Source organism: Micromonospora sp. WMMA2032, assembly GCF_002688545.1.
GTDB classification, from domain to species: domain Bacteria; phylum Actinomycetota; class Actinomycetes; order Mycobacteriales; family Micromonosporaceae; genus Micromonospora; species Micromonospora sediminicola.
This window is the reverse complement of record NZ_CP024052.1, coordinates 4,221,460-4,238,295: the sequence shown is the minus strand read 5'-3', so window position 1 is coordinate 4,238,295 and position 16,836 is coordinate 4,221,460. Positions and strand designations below refer to the sequence as shown.

Annotated in this window: 12 protein-coding genes; 9 read left to right on the top strand and 3 right to left on the bottom strand. The window is 73.8% G+C overall.

Going from position 1 to position 16,836, the window contains the following annotated elements:
* Positions 1–3 precede the first annotated feature (3 nt).
* The 3 genes from CO540_RS19585 to CO540_RS19575 all read left to right on the top strand — a co-directional run bounded on the left by CO540_RS19585 (position 4) and on the right by CO540_RS19575 (position 4,945).
* Positions 4–2,841: a hypothetical protein gene (locus CO540_RS19585; protein WP_099163154.1), complete on the top strand. Its 2,838-nt coding sequence runs from the start codon at positions 4–6 to the stop codon at positions 2,839–2,841.
* Between the two features lie 74 nt (positions 2,842–2,915).
* Positions 2,916–3,530, top strand: a complete 615-nt coding sequence (locus CO540_RS19580; protein WP_098744212.1) for a TetR/AcrR family transcriptional regulator — start codon at positions 2,916–2,918, stop codon at positions 3,528–3,530.
* Positions 3,531–3,607: 77 nt separating this feature from the next.
* Positions 3,608–4,945, top strand: coding sequence for an acetyl/propionyl/methylcrotonyl-CoA carboxylase subunit alpha (locus CO540_RS19575; RefSeq protein ID WP_099163153.1), 1,338 nt, complete (start codon positions 3,608–3,610; stop codon positions 4,943–4,945).
* A gap of 31 nt (positions 4,946–4,976) precedes the next feature.
* Here CO540_RS19575 and CO540_RS19570 read toward each other — a convergent pair whose 3' ends face one another.
* Complete coding sequence (locus CO540_RS19570) at positions 4,977–6,254, bottom strand: RNA polymerase sigma factor (protein WP_099163152.1); 1,278 nt, start codon at positions 6,252–6,254, stop codon at positions 4,977–4,979.
* Positions 6,251–6,631, bottom strand: a complete 381-nt coding sequence (locus CO540_RS19565) for a YciI family protein (protein ID WP_099163151.1) — start codon at positions 6,629–6,631, stop codon at positions 6,251–6,253. Before CO540_RS19565 ends, CO540_RS19570 begins: the two co-directional genes overlap by 4 nt.
* Before the next feature lie 182 nt (positions 6,632–6,813).
* Between CO540_RS19565 and CO540_RS19560 the strand changes: the two genes are divergently transcribed.
* The 4 genes from CO540_RS19560 (at position 6,814) to CO540_RS19540 (ending at position 13,682) form a co-directional block, all read left to right on the top strand.
* Positions 6,814–7,725, top strand: coding sequence for a hydroxymethylglutaryl-CoA lyase (locus CO540_RS19560; protein ID WP_172968044.1), 912 nt, complete (start codon positions 6,814–6,816; stop codon positions 7,723–7,725).
* 510 nt (positions 7,726–8,235) lie between these two features.
* On the top strand, positions 8,236–9,768 hold the full coding sequence (locus tag CO540_RS19550) for an acyl-CoA carboxylase subunit beta (protein WP_099163149.1): 1,533 nt from the start codon (positions 8,236–8,238) through the stop codon (positions 9,766–9,768).
* A gap of 116 nt (positions 9,769–9,884) precedes the next feature.
* Entirely contained in the window at positions 9,885–11,033 is a 1,149-nt protein-coding gene (locus tag CO540_RS19545; RefSeq protein ID WP_099163148.1) for an acyl-CoA dehydrogenase family protein, read from the top strand.
* Positions 11,034–11,135: 102 nt separating this feature from the next.
* Positions 11,136–13,682 carry a helix-turn-helix domain-containing protein gene (locus tag CO540_RS19540; RefSeq protein ID WP_099163147.1) on the top strand — a complete coding sequence of 849 codons (2,547 nt, stop codon included), beginning with the start codon at positions 11,136–11,138 and terminating at the stop codon, positions 13,680–13,682.
* A 204-nt stretch (positions 13,683–13,886) separates the two neighbouring features.
* Here the strand turns inward: CO540_RS19540 and CO540_RS19535 are convergent, their stop codons facing one another.
* Positions 13,887–14,381 carry a MarR family winged helix-turn-helix transcriptional regulator gene (locus CO540_RS19535; RefSeq protein ID WP_099163146.1) on the bottom strand — a complete coding sequence of 165 codons (495 nt, stop codon included), beginning with the start codon at positions 14,379–14,381 and terminating at the stop codon, positions 13,887–13,889.
* A gap of 101 nt (positions 14,382–14,482) precedes the next feature.
* On the opposite strand from CO540_RS19535, the gene CO540_RS19530 reads away from it, so the two are divergent.
* Complete coding sequence (locus CO540_RS19530; RefSeq protein ID WP_091566135.1) at positions 14,483–15,064, top strand: YceI family protein; 582 nt, start codon at positions 14,483–14,485, stop codon at positions 15,062–15,064.
* A gap of 248 nt (positions 15,065–15,312) precedes the next feature.
* The gene (locus CO540_RS19525) at positions 15,313–16,791 is read left to right on the top strand and encodes a glutamate--cysteine ligase (protein ID WP_091566131.1); all 1,479 of its coding nucleotides are present in this window, start codon (positions 15,313–15,315) and stop codon (positions 16,789–16,791) included.
* Positions 16,792–16,836: the final 45 nt, after the last annotated feature.

Here is a 16,836-nt window from a genome sequence, read left to right as displayed (position 1 = left end):
CTCGTGACCGACGAAGACCTCTGGCGGATGCTGCGCGAGATCGAGTCCATGCCGTACGGCCCGGGGCAGATCGCGGCGCTGGAGCAGTTGCTGCGCCGGGCCGACGCGGGCGAGGACCGGCACCTGGCCTTCGCCGCCCGGATCACCGCGACCCCGGCGTACGTCCACGGTGGGGAGCCGGCGAAGTCGTTCGTCACGTTCTCCTGGTGCCTGGCCGAGTTCGACCGGGACCCGCAGCCCTACCACCAGGGCTACACCCACCAGCTCCTCTGGTACTTCAAGTACATGGTCAACGCCATGCTGAAGTTCCCCGAGCTGCCGCTGGACCGGACGTACGCGGTGCTCGACGACATGGAACGGCGTTACCGGGAGTCCGGGCACTCGCTCCAGGCGGTCCACAAGCACCGGTTCCTGGTCGCCGACCACCTGGGCGACGAGTCGGCGGCCGCCGAGGCGTACCGGTTGTGGATGACCACCCCCCGGGACGCGCTCTCCGACTGCGCCGGCTGCGACCCGACCACGCAGGTGGGCTACCTGGCCGACATCGGCCGGCACGACGAGGCGGTGGCGCTCGCCGAGCCGGTGCTCGCCGGCCGGCTGAACTGCGTCGAGCAGCCGCAGGGGATCCTCACCGCGCTGCTCGCCTCCTACCGCGAGACCGGTCGGCGGGAGCAGGCGCGGGACGCCCACCGGGAGGCGTACCGGCGGTTGCGCGGTCGCCTCGCCGACCTGTGGGAGATCGCCGACCACGTCGAGTTCTGCACGGTCACCGGCAACGGGGCACGCGCGCTGGAGCTGGTCGAACGGCACCTCGACTGGCTGGACCGGGCACCCACCCCGGCCGCCGGCATGCACTTCGCGGCCGCCGCCGCGGCGGCGCTGCGGCAGGTGCCGGCCGACCTGACCGTGCACCGTCGGGCCGCCGGTGACCGGCCGGCCGCCGACGTGCCGGCGGGCGCGCTCGCCGACGAGCTGGCCGACTCGGCCACCGCGCTGGCCGAGCGGTTCGACGCCCGCAACGGCACCACCCACCAGTCCGAGCGGATCGCCCAACGGATCGCGGCCGAGCCGGACGGCGAGCACCTCCCGCTCTCGGCGAGCCTGCGCCGCCCGCCGGTGCCCGCCCCGCGCTCCGGCGGCGGGTCGGTGACCGCCGCACCGGTCACCGTGCCGGCCCAGGCCGACCCCGACGAGCTGCTGGCGCTGGCCGAGGAGTGCTGGCGCACCAACCGGCGGGACGGGCTGGTCGCCGCGCTGCGCGCGTACGACGAGCGGTTCGGCGACACCGAGCTGCCGGCCGCCACCCGGGCCCGGCGGCTCGAACTGCGGGCCGGTGAGGTGTCCCAGGACGACGACGGCGTGCCGGTGGCGATCGAGGTCAACCGCGCCGCGCTGGCCGCCTGGCGCGAGGTGCCGGACCCGCTCCGGGCCCAGGTGGTGGCCGGCCGGCTCGGCGCGCTGCTCAGCACCGTCGAGGAGAGCGCCGAGGAGGGGCTGACCCTGGCCCGGGAGGCGGCCGAGCACCTGGCCGCGCACGGTGAGCCGCGCGAGCGCGCCGCCGCCTGGGACCGGCTCGCGCTGGCCCATGTGCACCGGGAGCGGTGGGCGGAGGCGTTGGACGCGCTCGACCGCGCCGACGCCGACGCCGGCCTCGACCCGTGGCTGGACGGCCGGGTGGCGTTGCACCGCACGCACGTACTGGAGCAGTTGGAGCGGGCCGACGAGTTCCGCGACGCGGCGGTGCGGGCCCGTCGGCTGGCCGGCGAGGTGGGTGACGGCGAGATGCTGACCGCCGCCTGCCTGGCGTACGTCCGCGCGACGGAGGACCCGGCCGATGCGGTGGCGGCGTGCGACGAGGCGTTGGCGGTCGCGCCGGCCGGCGCCCGACTGCCGCTGCGGGTCACCCGGGGGCGGGCGCTGCTCGCCGCCGAGCGGGCCGCCGAGGCGGTGGAGGACCTCGCCGAGGCGGTCACCCTCTGTGTCGAGCAGGGGCTGCCGGGCGACGCGTTGCTGCGTTGGGAGCTGGCCGAGGCCTACCGGGCCGCCGGTCGGCTGACCGAGGCGGCCGAGGTGGCGGAGGAGGCGGTGCTCGGCCTCGACCGGGCCGGCGCGCAGGCCGAGGCCGACCGTTGCCGGCACCTGCTGGCGGGGATCTACGAAGGGCTCGGCGAGCCCGACCTGGCGCTCGGGCTGCTCGACCAGTTGGCCGAGAACCTCGACGGGCCGGACAATCTCCCGCAGCGGGCGCAGGTGCTGGAGGAGGCCGGCGGCATCCTCTACGACGCCGACCGGGACGCGCTGGCCGCGCAGCGGTTCGCCGCGGCCTCGACCGCCTGGCGGCTGGCCGGGTACCCGGTGGACGAGCTGCGGGCCCGACGGCGGGAGATGCTCGCCCTGCACTGGTCCGGTGACCTGCCGGCGGCGGTGGCCGCGATCGAGCGGGTGGACGAGGCCGTCGGGGCGCTCGCCGGGCTGCCCGACGAGCCGCCCGTGGTGACGTACGAGCGGGCGATGGCCGCCGACGCGGTGGCCCGGGTGCTGATCGCCGAGGAGCGGATCACCGCCGCGCTGGACCGGGTGGACGGCGTGCCCGACCGGCTCCGGTCGATCGAGGCGTTCGGCGAGGCGGCGCAGGTCGAGGTCCTCACCGGTGAGCTGCTGCTGCGCGACGGTCGACCCGACCAGGCCGAACGTCTGCTGGGCCCGGTGCTCGCCGGGTTGCCCGCCGGTTCCCGTCCGGCGGCCCAGGCCGCCTGGTTGCTCGCCCGGGCGCTGGACGACCAGGACCGCCCGGCCGAGGCGGCGAAGATCCGGGCGGAGCACGGCATCGGGGAGGACTGAGAGCGTGCCGGTGTGAGGCGACCGACGGGTAACCACGGCTGCCTCACCCGGGACGCGAGGTCTAGGCTGGCCCGGTGGCGGTGGAACAGCAGGCGCGGGGTGCGGCGGGCGCGGCCCGGCGTCGGTCCCGGCGGGACGAGATCCTGGAGATCGCGGTCGGCCTCTTCGCGGCCCGCGGCTACCACGGCGTGTCGATGGACGACATCGGCGCGGCCGCCGGCGTCACCGGCCCGGCGCTCTACCACCACTTCGCCGGCAAGGAGGCGATGCTCGTCGCCGCCCTGATCCCGGTGAGCGAGGGGTTGCTCGCGGGCGGGCGGGAACGGGCCGCCGGCCACCCGGACGACGCCCGCGGCGCGCTGGAGTCGCTGATCGACTTCCACGTCGAGTTCGCGTTGGCGAATCCGGCGGTGATCGCGCTGCACCTGCACGAGCTCGACCGCCTCCCGGACGAGCCGCGCCGCCGCATCCGCCGCCTGCAGCGGATGTACGTGGAGGAGTGGGTCACGGTGCTGACCGCGCTGCACCCCGGTCTGCCGGACGGCGCCGCCCGGGTGCTCGCCCACGCCGCGTTCGGCCTGATGAACTCCACCCCGTTCCTCGGTGGCGAGGTGGACCGCCGACGGCGGGCCGAGCTGCTGCGCGGCGCGACCCTGGCGGCCCTGCTCGCGCCCACCGACCCGACCTGACACGCCGCGCTCACCTTAACGCGTGTTAAGAAGAGACCCCGGCTTTGCGTCGAGAAGGGGTCACGTCCGTGCCGAACATGATCGAATCGTTGTTGGTCGCCAATCGGGGGGAGATCGCCCGGCGGGTGATCCGCACCGCCCGGCGGCTCGGGATCCGGGCCGTCGCGGTGCACTCGGAGGCCGACGCCGACCTGCCGTTCGTCACCGAGGCCGACGAGGCGGTCTGCGTCGGGCCGGCCAACCCGGCGCAGAGCTACCGCAACGTGGAGGCGATCCTCGGCGCGGCCCGGAGCACCGGCGCGCAGGCGATCCACCCCGGCTACGGCTTCCTGTCGGAGAACGCCGACTTCGCCCGTACCGTCGAGGGGGCCGGCCTGATCTGGGTCGGACCCGGCGCGGACGCGATCACCGCGATGGGCGACAAGATCAACGCCCGTAACCTGATGGCGGCGGCCGGCGTGCCGGTCGCGCCCGGCACCACCGAACCGGCCGCCGACCTGGACGCGGCCGTCGCGGCCGCCGCCGAGATCGGCTACCCGGTGATGGTCAAGGCCGCCGCGGGCGGCGGCGGCATGGGCATGGGCGTGGCCGCCGACGAGGCCGCACTGCGCACCGAGTACGACAAGGTCCGCGCGTTCGCCGAGCGGATGTTCGGCGACGGCTCGGTGCTGATCGAGCGCTACTTCCCCCGGGTGCGCCACGTCGAGGTGCAGATCCTCGGCCTGGCCGACGGCCGGGTGGTGGCGCTCGGCGAGCGGGAGTGCTCGGTGCAGCGACGCAACCAGAAGCTGGTCGAGGAGTCGCCGTCCCCGGCGGTCTCGCCGGAGCTGCGCGAGCGCTTTCTGGCCGCGGCGGTCCGGGCGGGTGAGGCGGTCGACTACCGCAACGCCGGCACCGTCGAGTGTCTGCTCGACCCCTCCACGCAGGAGTTCTTCTTCCTGGAGATGAACACGCGCCTCCAGGTCGAGCACCCGGTCACCGAGTACGTCTACGGCGTCGACCTGGTCGAGGAGCAGCTCCGGGTGGCGTCCGGCCTGGCGCCGACGTTCGACCCGGACGCGCTCACCCCGCGCGGCCACGCCATCGAGCTGCGGATCAACGCCGAGGACCCGAAGCGCTTCCTGCCCGGCCCCGGCGCGATCACCACCTGGAACGAGCCGTCCGGCGCCGGCGTGCGGGTCGACTCCGGCTACGTCGCCGGCAACACCGTCACCCCGTTCTACGACAGCCTGCTGGCCAAGCTGATCGTCAGCGGCGCGACCCGGGAGGAGGCGGTCGAGCGGGCGCGCGCGGCGGTCGCCCAGTTCGAGATCGTCGGCCCGAAGTGCAACCTGCCGTTCTTCGCCGAACTGCTGGAGAACCCGGAGTTCCTCTCCGGCGACTACGACACCGGCATCGTGGGCCGGATGCGCTGACCCGCGTCTGTGCCGGGCGGCCGGGCCGTGGCTAGCGGCCGTCCGGCACCGGGACGGGGTCGCCGTCGAGCTGGTCCCGGCGGCGGGTCAGGTAGGCGCGCTCGGCCGCGTTGCCGGCGAGACCGATCGCCCGGTCGTACGCCGCCCGCGCGTCGTCGCGTCCGAGCCGACGCAGCAGGTCGGCGCGGGCGGCGTGCAGGGCGTGGTAGCCGTCGAGGGCCGGGGTGAGCCGGTCGATCTCGGCGAGCCCGGCGCCGGGGCCGTCGACCTCGGCGACCGCGACCGCGCGGTTGAGCCGCACGACCGGCGACGGGTCGAGCAATGCCAGGCGGTCGTAGAGGGCGACGATCGTGGACCAGTTGGTGTCCGCCGCGCACGGCGCCTCCATGTGGACCGCGTTGATCGCGGCCTGGAGTTGGTAGCGCCCGGGTGGGTCACCGCCGGCGGCGAGCGCCCCGATCCGCTCCCGGACCAGGGCCCTGCCCTCGGCGGCGCGGGCCCGGTCCCACGCGCCACGGTCCTGCTCGGCGAGGGTCACCAGCTCTCCGGTGCGGGACACCCGCGCCGGCCGCCGCGCGTCGACGAGGAGCATCAGGGCGAGCAGCCCGGCGACCTCGCCGTCGCCCGGGAGCAGGGTCCGGAGCAGCCGGCCGAGGTGGATCGCCCGGTCGCTGAGGTCGACGCGGAGCGGATCGTCCCCCTCGCCGGCCAGGTAGCCCTCGTTGAAGACGAGGTGGACCACCGCGAGCACGCCGTCGAGCCGCTCGCGGATGTCGTCGGCCGACGGCACCCGGTACGGGATGCCCGCGGCTCTGATCTTCTCCTTGGCCCGGGTGATCCGCCGCGCCATCGCGGTCTCCCGAACCAGGAAGGCGCGGGCGATCTCGGCGACGGTGAGGCCGCCGACCAGGCGCAGGGTGAGCGCCACCCGGGCCTCCATGGCGAGGGCCGGGTGGCAGCAGACGAAGACCAGCCTGAGCCGGTCGTCAGCGATCGGGCCGGTCGGCCGGGGAGGGGTGTCGTCGTACATGACCAGGGCCGCCCGGTGTTTGGCGTCGCGCTGCGATTCACGACGGAGCCAGTCGATCGCCTTGCGGGTCGCCGTGGTGGCGAGCCAGCCACCGGGACTGGGCGGTACGCCCTCGCACGGCCACCGTGCCGTGGCCGCCGCGAACGCCTCCGCCGTCGCGTCCTCGGCGACGTGCAGGTCGCCGAAACGGCGCGTGAGGTCGGCGACCACCCGCGCCCACTCCTCGCGGTGGGCACGGGTGAGCGCCCTCTCGGCGGTGACCGCCGAGGGTGCGTTCACCGATCCCCGGAGACGGCGCGCCGGGCCTGCCCGGGGCCGCGGAACCGGTGCACCTCCTGCGGCCAGTCGAGCACGGTCGCGAGCCGGCCGGCCCAGTGCCGGGCCGCCTCGTCGTCCGCCACGTCCACGACGACAAACCCGCCGAGGTGCTCCTTCGTCTCGGCGTACGGGCCGTCGGTGAAGACGGGCCTGCCGTCGACCGACTCGACCCCGCACACCACGGTGGACCGGTCGAGCCCACCGTTGGTGAAGATCAGCACGTCCTCCGCCAGCATCTCGTCGATCACGGCCCGCACGGCCACGGCCTTCTCGCGAATCTCGTCCGCCGTGTGCTCGGGCACCCACTCGTCGTTGAAGGCGATCAGGTACTCCGTCATGTCGTCGTCTCCCTCGGTCCCGGGGCCGCGGCCCGATCGGCCGCCCCACCAGTTCCACGAACGGCGGCGGACCGATACGACACCATCACGGATCTGCCGGCAAGGCGACCCCGGTGGTGGTGTCACACTTCGGGGAGACGAGGCACGAACGACGTCACAGCGAGGTGACCCTTATGGCGGAACTGCCGGACCACGTCAGCATCCGTGAGGTCGGTCCCCGGGACGGGCTCCAGAACGAGGAGCCGATCCCCACCGACGCCAAGGTGCGGCTGCTCGACGCGCTGTCCCGGACCGGGGTGCGGCGCATCGAGGCCGTCTCCTTCGTCCACCCGAAGGCGATCCCGCAGATGGCCGACGCCGACGAGGTGTGGCAGCGGGCGGAGAAGGTCGACGGGGTGCGCTACTCGGCCCTGGTGCCCAACACCCGGGGCGCGCAGCGGGCGCTGGCCGCCGGCTTCACCGAGATCGAGGTGGTGGTCTCGGCCAGCGACACGCACAACCGGCGCAACGTCAACCGCTCGACCGAGGAGTCGCTCGACGACATCGCCGAGCTGATCGACCTGCTGCACGGCGCGGGCGCCACCGCCGAGGTGATCGTGGCGACCAGCTTCGGCTGCCCCTACGAGGGCGACGTCGACCCGCGGCGGGTCGCCGCGATCGTCGACCGCGTCGCCCGCGACGGCGCGGACCGCGTCGCCTTCGGCGACACCACCGGCATGGGTACGCCCCGACGGGTCCGCGAGCTGGTCACCGCCGTCCGCGACCGTAACGCCCACCTGCCGGTGCTGCTGCACTTCCACAACACCCGGGGCACCGCCCTGGCCAACATGCTGACCGCGATGGAGCTGGGTGTCACCGAGTTCGACGCCAGCGTCGGCGGGCTCGGAGGCTGCCCGTACGCCCCGGGCGCCAGCGGCAACCTGGCCACCGAGGAGGCGGTGCACATGCTGCACGACATGGGCATCGACACCGGCATCGACCTGGACGCCCTGATCGAGGCGGCGGAGTTGGCCGAGAGCCTGGTCGGCAAGAAACTCCCGTCGGGCGTCCTCCGCGCCGGTCCCCGCACCCGTCTCACCCCCCTCCCCTCCTGACCCCACCTCCCCGCCCCGCCCCTCCCCGTCCCGCCCATCCCCTCCCTGTTGATCAAGGAGTTTGCGTCGGCCCCGAACGCTCGGGTGACGCTAAGCCCTTAATCGCGGGGGCGGATGGGAGGGCTGGAGGGCGGGCAGGGGCGGGCGACAGGGGCGGGGACGCGGGGCATGGGCGGGGTCGGAGCGCCGGCGTGGTCGGGCTCAAGGTGCCGCCACCTCGGGGAACTGGTGGAGAGGGTCGCCAGCTCGGGGAGGTGACTGGGTCCCGACGGCGTGGATGGCGCCACTACGCCGAACTGGCGAGCCGTCGGATTCGCCGGAGCCGCCCCGACCGCCCGGGCCGCCCCGACCGCCCGAGCCGCCCGGGCCGCCCGAGCCGCCCGGGCCGGCCCGACCGCGCGAGCCGCCCCGACCGGAGGTGCGGGGCGCGGCGGGTGGTGGGTCGCCGGAGGGGGCGGGGGTGGGGTAGCCTAACGATCGTTCAGGTCGGTGGGGTGCAAGGGAGTCGGCGTGACGCTCGACGGTGAGGCTCTGGAGCAGCTGCGCAAGCGCGCCCGCGCCGGCGGTGCGGACAAATACCATGCGGCCAACGCCGCCAAGGGCAAGCTGTTCGCCCGCGAGCGCGTGGCCTACCTGGTCGACGAGGGCTCCTTCGTCGAGGACGGGCTCTACGCCAACGCCATGGCCGACGGGCTGCCCGCCGACGGCGTGGTGACCGGCACCGCGACCATCGACGGCCGGCAGGTCTGCCTGATGGCGAACGACTCCACGGTCAAGGCCGGCAGCTGGGGCGCGCGCACCGTCGAGAAGATCATCCGGATCATCGAGCGGGCCTACTCGACCGGCGTGCCGATGGTCTACCTGGTCGACTCGGCCGGCGCCCGGATCACCGACCAGGTCGACCTGTTCCCGGGCCGGCGCGGCGCCGGCAAGATCTTCTGGAACCAGGTCCGCGCCTCCGGTTCGATCCCGCAGGTCTGCGCGCTGTTCGGGCCGAGCGCGGCGGGCGGGGCGTACATCCCGGCGTTCTGCGACGTGGTGGCCATGGTGGACGGCAACGCCAGCATGTACCTCGGCTCCGACCGGATGGTCGAGATGGTCACCGGTGAGAAGACCACGCTGGAGGCGATGGGCGGCGCCAAGGTGCACTGCACCGAGTCCGGCGTCGGGCACTTCCTCTGCAAGACCGAGAACGACGCGCTCGACGTGGTGCGGACCTACCTGTCCTACCTGCCGTCGAACTGGAAGCAGGAGCCGCCGGCCGCCGAGGCTGTGGACGCGCCGGCGAAGGCCGACCTGGCCGCGCTGGTCCCGGCCAGCGAGCGGCAGGCGTTCGACATGCGCCGGTACGTCAAGGGCCTGCTCGACGAGGGCAGCTTCTTCGAGATCCAGGCGCTGTGGGCCAAGGAGTTGACCATCGGGTTCGGCCGGCTGAACGGCGAGGTCGTCGGCGTGGTCGGCAACAACTCGATGTTCAAGGGCGGCGTGCTCTTCGTCGACTCGGCCGACAAGGCGACCCGGTTCGTGCAGCTCTGCGACGCGTTCAACGTGCCACTGCTGTTCCTCAGCGACGTGCCCGGCTTCATGGTCGGCAGCGCGGTGGAGAAGCAGGGCATCATCCGGCACGGCGCGAAGATGATCACGGCGATCTCGGAGGCGACCGTACCCAAGATCTGCGTGGTGGTCCGCAAGGCGTACGGCGCGGGTCTCTACGCGATGGCCGGCCCCGGCTTCGAGCCCGACGCCACGATCGCGCTGCCCACCGCGAAGATCGCGGTGATGGGCGCGGAGGCCGCGGTGAACGCGGTCTACGCCAACAAGATCGCCGCGATCGAGGACGAGGCCGAGCGGGCCGCGTTCGTCGCCGCCAGGCGCGAGGAGTACGAGCGCGACATCGACGTGGTCCGGCTCGCCAGCGAGCTGGTGGTGGACGCGATCGTCGAGCCGCACGAGCTGCGCGCCGAGCTGGTGCGCCGGTTCGCCGCCGCGCGCACCAAGGAGCGGCACTTCTCCCGGCGCCGGCACGGCGTCACCCCCGTCTGACCGGTAAGGAAGGGCCCCTTCTTAACGCCTGGTGCATGGAAAGGGGCCCCTCCTAACGCTTTCAGCCGCTCCCGGCGTCACGAGCGCCCGGCGGCCCGCCTTCCAGGAGGATCGACATGGACTTCCGGCTCGACGAGGAGCAGCAGGCGCTGCGGGAGAGCGTCCGGGACTTCGCCCGCGAGGTGGTCGCCCCGGTGATCGGCGAGCACTACGAGAAGCACACCTTCCCGTACGAGATCGTCCGGCAGATGGGCAAGATGGGCCTGTTCGGGCTTCCCTTCGCGGAGGAGCACGGCGGCATGGGCGGCGACTACTTCGCGCTCTGCCTGGTGCTGGAGGAACTGGCCCGGGTCGACTCCAGCGTGGCGATCACGCTGGAGGCGGCGGTCTCGCTCGGCGCCATGCCGATCTACCGGTTCGGCACCGAGGAGCAGAAGGCGCGGTGGCTGCCGAAGCTGCTCAGCGGTGAGGCGCTGGCCGGCTTCGGGCTCACCGAGCCGGGCACCGGCTCGGACGCGGGCGGCACCCGGACCCGGGCGGTGCTGGACGGCGACGAGTGGGTGATCAACGGTTCGAAGGCGTTCATCACCAACTCCGGCACCGACATCACCGCGCTGGTCACGGTCACCGCGGTCACCGGCACGAAGCCGGACGGCAGCAAGGAGCTGTCCACCATCATCGTGCCGTCCGGGACGCCCGGCTTCACGGTCGCGCCCGGTTACTCCAAGGTCGGCTGGAACGCCTCGGACACCCATGAGCTGACGTTCGACGACTGCCGGGTGCCGGCGGCCAACCTGCTCGGTGAGCGGGGTCGGGGTTTCGCGCAGTTCCTGCGCATCCTGGACGAGGGCCGGATCGCCATCGCCGCGCTGGCGGTCGGGCTGGCCCAGGGTTGCGTGGACGAGTCGATCACGTACGCCAAGGAGCGCCAGGCGTTCGGCCAGCCGATCGGCAACTACCAGGCGATCCAGTTCAAGATCGCGGACATGGAGATGAAGGCGCACACCGCGCGGCTGGCCTACTACGACGCCGCCGCCCGGATGCTCGCCGGTGAGCCGTTCAAGCGGCAGGCGGCGATCGCCAAGCTGCACGCCAGCACCGTCGCGGTGGACAACGCCCGGGAGGCGACCCAGATCCACGGCGGCTACGGCTTCATGAACGAGTACCCGGTGGCCCGCTTCTGGCGGGACTCCAAGATCCTGGAGATCGGCGAGGGCACCAGCGAGGTGCAGCGCATGATCATCGCCCGCGACCTCGGTATGTGAGCGACGCCCCGTTTCGGCCGTCTGTCGGATATCGGCGATGGACGGTCGGGTGGTTGACGATGGGCTGTGGAGCGTCGGACCCGATCCGTACTCTTCGTGCCCATGACTCCCGATCATGATCGTTCGCGGAGCCCCGGTGGTCGGACCCTGCTGTCCGATCTGGTACGCGGGCACCGGCTCGCCGCCGGCCTGACCCAGGCCGAGTTGGCGGGCCGGGCCGGCGTGGGCGTGCGCACGGTCCGTGATCTGGAACGGGGGCGGGCGACCCGACCCCAACGCACCACGGTGGATCTGCTGGCCGACGCGCTCGGGCTGACCGGCGACGACCGTCGGGAGTTCGTCACCACCGCCCGGCCCGCACCGACCGATCCGGCGCCGCGCGTCCCGGCCGCCGACGACCCGGGTACGCCGACCGCGTTGCCGCAACCGGTGGCGCTGCTCGGGCGGGACCGGGACGTGGCCGAGGTGTCCGACCTGATCGGCGCGCATCCGGTGGTGAGCCTGGTCGGGCTGGCCGGCGTCGGCAAGAGCGCCCTCGCGCTGACCGTCGCCCACGCGGTGGCGGCCCGCCATCCCGCCGGTGTGGTCGGGGTGCTGGTCGGCGAGGGCTCGGACACGGCCGACGTGCTGGCCGCCGCGGCGGCGGTCTTCGGCGTGAGCCGGCTGGCCGACCTCTCCTGCCGGCTCGCCGGCCGCCCGGCGCTGCTGCTGGTCGACGCCGTCGAGCGGGCGCCCGGGCCGGTGGCCGAGGCGCTGCGGTCGCTGACCGCCGCCGCACCGACGCTGCGGGTGCTGGTGACCGGTCGCCGGCCGGTCGGCCTCCCCGGTGAGCTGGTCCGGCCGGTGGCGCCGCTGGACGTGCCACCGCCGGGCGCGCGGCCGACGGAGCGGGCCGACCTGGACCGGTGGCCCGCCGCGGCGCTCTTCGCCGCCCGGCTCACCCAGGCCCGGCACGCGCCGCCCACCCCGGCCGAACTGCCGGCGCTCGCCGCGCTGGTCCGCCGGCTCGGTGGGCTGCCGCTGGCCGTCGAGCTGATGGCGGCCCGCGGCCGCATCCTCGACGTCACCGAGCTGCTCGACCGCTACGGCGACCGCGTCCTCGACCTGGCCGACGTGCGGCCCGGCGGGCAGCCGGCAGCCGGCACGGTGACGTTGCGCGAGGCGGTGGCGACCAGCTACCACCTGCTCGCCCCGGCCGAGCGGGCGGCGTTGCGCCGCCTGTCCGCCTTCCGCAACCGCTGGTCGGTGGAGCTGGCCGAGGAACTGCTCGCCACCGGCGCCGACCGGTGGGACGCCGTGCCGCTGCTGGACCGGCTGCGGGAGCTGGGCCTGCTCAGCGTCCGGGGGACGGGCCCGTTCCGGTTCCGGCTGCTGGACGCGGTGCGTGACTTCGCGGCCGAGCAGGCCGACGCCGAGGGCGAGACGGACGGGATCCGGCTCCGGCACGCGACGGTGGTCGCCGGGCTGGTCCGGCGTGCCGCCCCCGGCCTGGTCGGCGCGGAGCTGCCCGGCACCGTCCACCTGTTGGACGAGGCGACGAGCGACATCACCGCCGCGCTGGCGTACGCGGGCGAGCGGGCCCCGGCGACGGCGCTGCTGCTGGCCGCCGCGCTGCCCCGCTGGTGGCGGCTGCGGGGGCGGGACGTGTCCGGCCGCCGGTGGCTGCGCCGACTGCTGGACGATCCGCGTACCGCCGGGGTGCCGCCGGTGCTGCGCGCCTGGGCGCTGCTCGGTGCGGCCCGGCTGGCCGTCGAGCACGGCGCGGGGGCGGAGGAGTTGCCGGCGGCGCGGGCGGCGCTGGTCACCTTCACCGAGGTCGGCGACGTGACCGGGGAGCTGTCCGCGCGGTCGGTGCTCTGCGCGCTGCTGCGTGGGCTCGGCGCGCACGACGAGGCGCGTGAGCAGGCCGAGGCCGCGCTGTCGTTGGCCACCCGGCACGGCCGGGCACGCGAGATGGCCGTCGCCCAGCACCACCTGACCTGGCACGACGTACGCGTGGGGCAGTTGGCCGGGGCCCGGCGGCGGCTGGCCACGGTCGACCGGCTGGCCGCGCAGTGCGGCGACCAGCGCCTGCGCCTGCTGGCCCGGGCCGACCTGGCCGAGCTGACCCGGTGGGAGGGCCGCTACGCGGAGGCGGTCGAGCAGGGGCGGCGGGCCGCCGCGGCGCTGGTGGAGCTGGGCGATCCCGGGCGGCGTCGTCGGGTGGTCGGCACGGTCGGGCTGGCGCTCGCGCTCCAGGGGCGGATCGACGACGCGTCGGCCGTGGTGGCGGAGCTGTGGCCGTCCGGACCGGTGCCGGGGCCCCGTCGGCCGTCGGCCGCCGAGCGGTCCGACCCGCCCGGCGCGGGCCGGGACGTCCGTACCGAGGACGCGCTCCGCGGACTCATCGAGGGCCAGGTGGCGCTGCACCGGGGGGATCGTGAGCTGGCGGCGGAGTGGTTCGCCGCCGCGGCCGAGGCGGCGTCCGGCGGCGCGGACCGGCGGGACCTGGTCGAGGCGCTGGTCGGGTTGGCCGCCAGCACCGGCGAGGTGGCCGTGCTGGATCGGCTGGACCGCGCCCGGCAGGCCACCGGTGTCAGCCTGCTGCCCCGGGAGGAGGAACTGCTCTACTCCCTGGTGGCGCAGCGGGATCGCGCGAGGCGGGGCTGAGCGGAGGGCGCGGGGGTGGCGCGAGCGAAGTAGCCCCCTGGTGCTGCCCCTCGCTCCACGCTCGCGCCAGCACCCCCCGGTGCCCCCCGCTGCCGGAAGCCTATCCGTGCGTGCTGGGCGTTTTGCTGGCTTGTGCCGGACTATGTCCCGATCCCAGGGCGGTTCTGCCGGTCATTCTGCCGGTGACCGACCGGTAGGCACGCCTCAGCAGGCCGGGGTGCCGGCCGGCTCGGTGCTGCCGGCGGTGGCGCCCGGGTGGACCGCGTCGCGCACCCGGCGCAGGCCGTCCAGGAGCCCGTCCAGCTGGGCCGGGTCGAGCTGGCCGGTGAACCACTGCTCGATGATCTTCAGGTGACCGGGCAGGATCTCGTCCAGTCGGCTCAGGCCGGCGGCGGTCACCACCGCGAAGGAGCTGCGCCGGTCGGACGGGCAGGCCCGTCGGCAGATCAGGCCGTCGCGCTCCATCCGGTCGACCACCCGGGTCACGCCGCTGGTCGAGAGCGAGGTCTGTGCCGCCAGGTCGGTCATCCGCAGCTGGTTCTGCGGCGACCGGGCGAGGCGGGTGAGCACCTCGAACTCGACCGGTGACAGGCCGTGCTCCTCGAACTGGGCGGCGAACCGGGCGGACAGCCCGGCGTGCGCCTCGACGAGCAGGCCGACGGCGGTGATCCGGGGGTCGTCGAACACGTTCTGGTCCACGCCACCATCCTAGCAACACTTGACACAGGGAATATTGCCGTAGCTATAGTTGCTCAGTCAGCCGTTGGGCTACTCAACAATCTTCTCCGGAGGAGAGCATCATGACCAGCAGCACCGAGGCGACTACCCGCGACTGGGAGGGCCTCACCATCCCCGCCCCCGGCACGTACCTCCTGGACGCCGCGCACAAGCGGGTGGGTTTCGTCGCACGGCACATGATGGTCAGCAAGGTACGCGGTGAGTTCGCCGACGCCACCGCCACCATCACCGTCACCGACGACCCGCTGGAGTCCGCGGTCACCGCCACCATCCAGGCCGCCAGCATCAACACCGCGCAGGCCGACCGGGACGCGCACCTGCGCAGCCCGGAGTTCCTCGACGCCGAGCAGTTCCCCACGCTGGAGTTCCGCAGCACCGGCGTGAAGTCGCGCTCGGGCAACGAGTTCGTGCTCGCCGGTGACCTGACCATCAAGGGCGTGACCCGCCCGGTCGAGCTGGAGGTGGAGTTCGAGGGCGTCGGCCGCAGCCCGTTCGGACAGGACATCTTCGGCTTCTCCGCGTCCACCGAGATCGACCGGGAGGACTTCGGTCTGACCTGGAACGTCGCGCTGGAGACCGGCGGTGTCCTGGTCGGCCGCAAGGTCAAGATCGAGATCGAGGGCGAGGCCGTCCGCCAGGGCTGACCCCACCAGGCCCGCGGGCCCGCGCCGTCTCCACGGCGCGGGCCCGTTCGCGTACGCGGGGTCGTGCGAATTGTCACGTGTTGTTCTTCGATCCCGGGCGCTGCGCGACGTCTCCGCTGGGTACAGGTGCAGACCTGCGACCGAGTGACGGATACCACCGGACCGGACGCACTTACGCACACCACGTGGATGGTTCACAATGCGTTGCGGAACGGTACGGTTCCGTCGCACCGGCGCCGGGAGGACACATGGGTAGGGACGTCGAGCAGGGCGCCTTCTCCCGGGAGGATCGGGTCCGCTACCGGCAGAAGGTCCGGCGGTGCCTGGACGTGTTCGCGCTGATGCTCGACGACTTCGGCTTCGACGCGGACCGCCCGATGACCGGCCTGGAGATCGAGCTGAACCTGGTCGACGCCGCAGCCGAGCCGGCCATGCGCAACGACCAGATCCTGGCCGACATCGCCGACCCGCTGTTCCAGACCGAGCTGGGGCAGTTCAACCTCGAACTGAACGCCTCCCCCCGGCTGATCGAGGGCGGCGGCTTCGCCGACTACGAGCAGGATCTGCGCAGCAGCCTCAGCCGCGCCGACGAGCGGGCCGCCAAGTCCGACGCGACCATCGTGATGGTCGGCATCCTGCCCACCCTCACCGAGCGCCACCTGGTCGCCGACAACCTCTCCACGGACGAGCGCTACCGGGTGCTCAACGACCAGATCGTCGGCGCCCGCGGTGAGGACATCGAGCTGGACATCAACGGTGTCGAGCGGCTGCGCACGCACACCGACTCGATCGCGCCGGAGGCCGCCTGCACCAGCCTCCAGTTCCACCTCCAGGTCGCGCCGGACAGCTTCGCCGACTACTGGAACGCGTCCCAGGCGATCGCGGGCGTGCAGGTCGCGGTGGGGGCCAACTCGCCCTTCCTCTACGGCCGGCAGCTCTGGGCGGAGACCCGCATCGCCCTCTTCGAGCAGGCCACCGACACCCGCCCGGACGAGTTGAAGGCCCAGGGCGTACGCCCCCGGGTCTGGTTCGGGGAGCGCTGGATCACCTCGATCTTCGACCTGTTCGAGGAGAACGTCCGCTACTTCCCGCCACTGCTGCCGATCTGCGAGGAGGAGGATCCGGTCGAGGTGCTGCACGCCGGCGGCGTGCCCCAGCTCGGCGAGCTGCGGCTGCACAACGGGACCGTCTACCGCTGGAACCGCCCGGTCTACGACATCATGAACGGCCGCCCCCACCTGCGGGTGGAGAACCGGGTGCTGCCGGCCGGCCCGACCGTGGTGGACATGCTCGCCAACGCGGCGTTCTACTTCGGCCTCGCCCGTGGCCTGGCCGAGTCGGATCGTCCGATCTGGAGTCAGCTCACGTTCAGCTCCGCCGAGGAGAACTTCCACGCGGCCGCGCGGCGCGGGATGGACGCGGTGCTGCACTGGCCCCGGGTCGGCGACGTGCCGGTCACCCGGCTCGTCCTCGACACGCTGCTGCCCGTGGCGGCGCAGGGGCTGGACCGGTTCGGCGTCGCCCCGGCCGAGCGGGACCGCCTCCTCGGCGTGATCGAGGGTCGCTGCCGGACCGGCCGCAACGGCGCGGTCTGGCAGACCGAGACGGTGTGGGCGGCGGAGCGGCACCAGGGCATGGACCGGAAGGCCGCGCTGCACCACATGGTCCAGCGTTACGCCGAGCTGCAACGCGGCAACGAGCCGGTCCACACCTGGCCGGTCGACTGACCCCAGCCCGCCCGGTCCGCCGCCACTTCGGGGAAGTGGTGGCAT

Bases quoted from the DNA above. Each gene is read 5' to 3' on its own strand.
- CO540_RS19525 (WP_091566131.1), top strand. From the start codon at position 15,313: ATGGGTAGGGACGTCGAGCAGGGCGCCTTCTCCCGGGAGGATCGGGTC.
- CO540_RS19575 (WP_099163153.1), top strand. From the start codon at position 3,608: ATGATCGAATCGTTGTTGGTCGCCAATCGGGGGGAGATCGCCCGGCGG.
- CO540_RS19545 (WP_099163148.1), top strand. From the start codon at position 9,885: ATGGACTTCCGGCTCGACGAGGAGCAGCAGGCGCTGCGGGAGAGCGTC.
- CO540_RS19530 (WP_091566135.1), top strand. From the start codon at position 14,483: ATGACCAGCAGCACCGAGGCGACTACCCGCGACTGGGAGGGCCTCACC.
- CO540_RS19540 (WP_099163147.1), top strand. From the start codon at position 11,136: ATGACTCCCGATCATGATCGTTCGCGGAGCCCCGGTGGTCGGACCCTG.
- CO540_RS19565 (WP_099163151.1), bottom strand. From the start codon at position 6,631: ATGACGGAGTACCTGATCGCCTTCAACGACGAGTGGGTGCCCGAGCAC.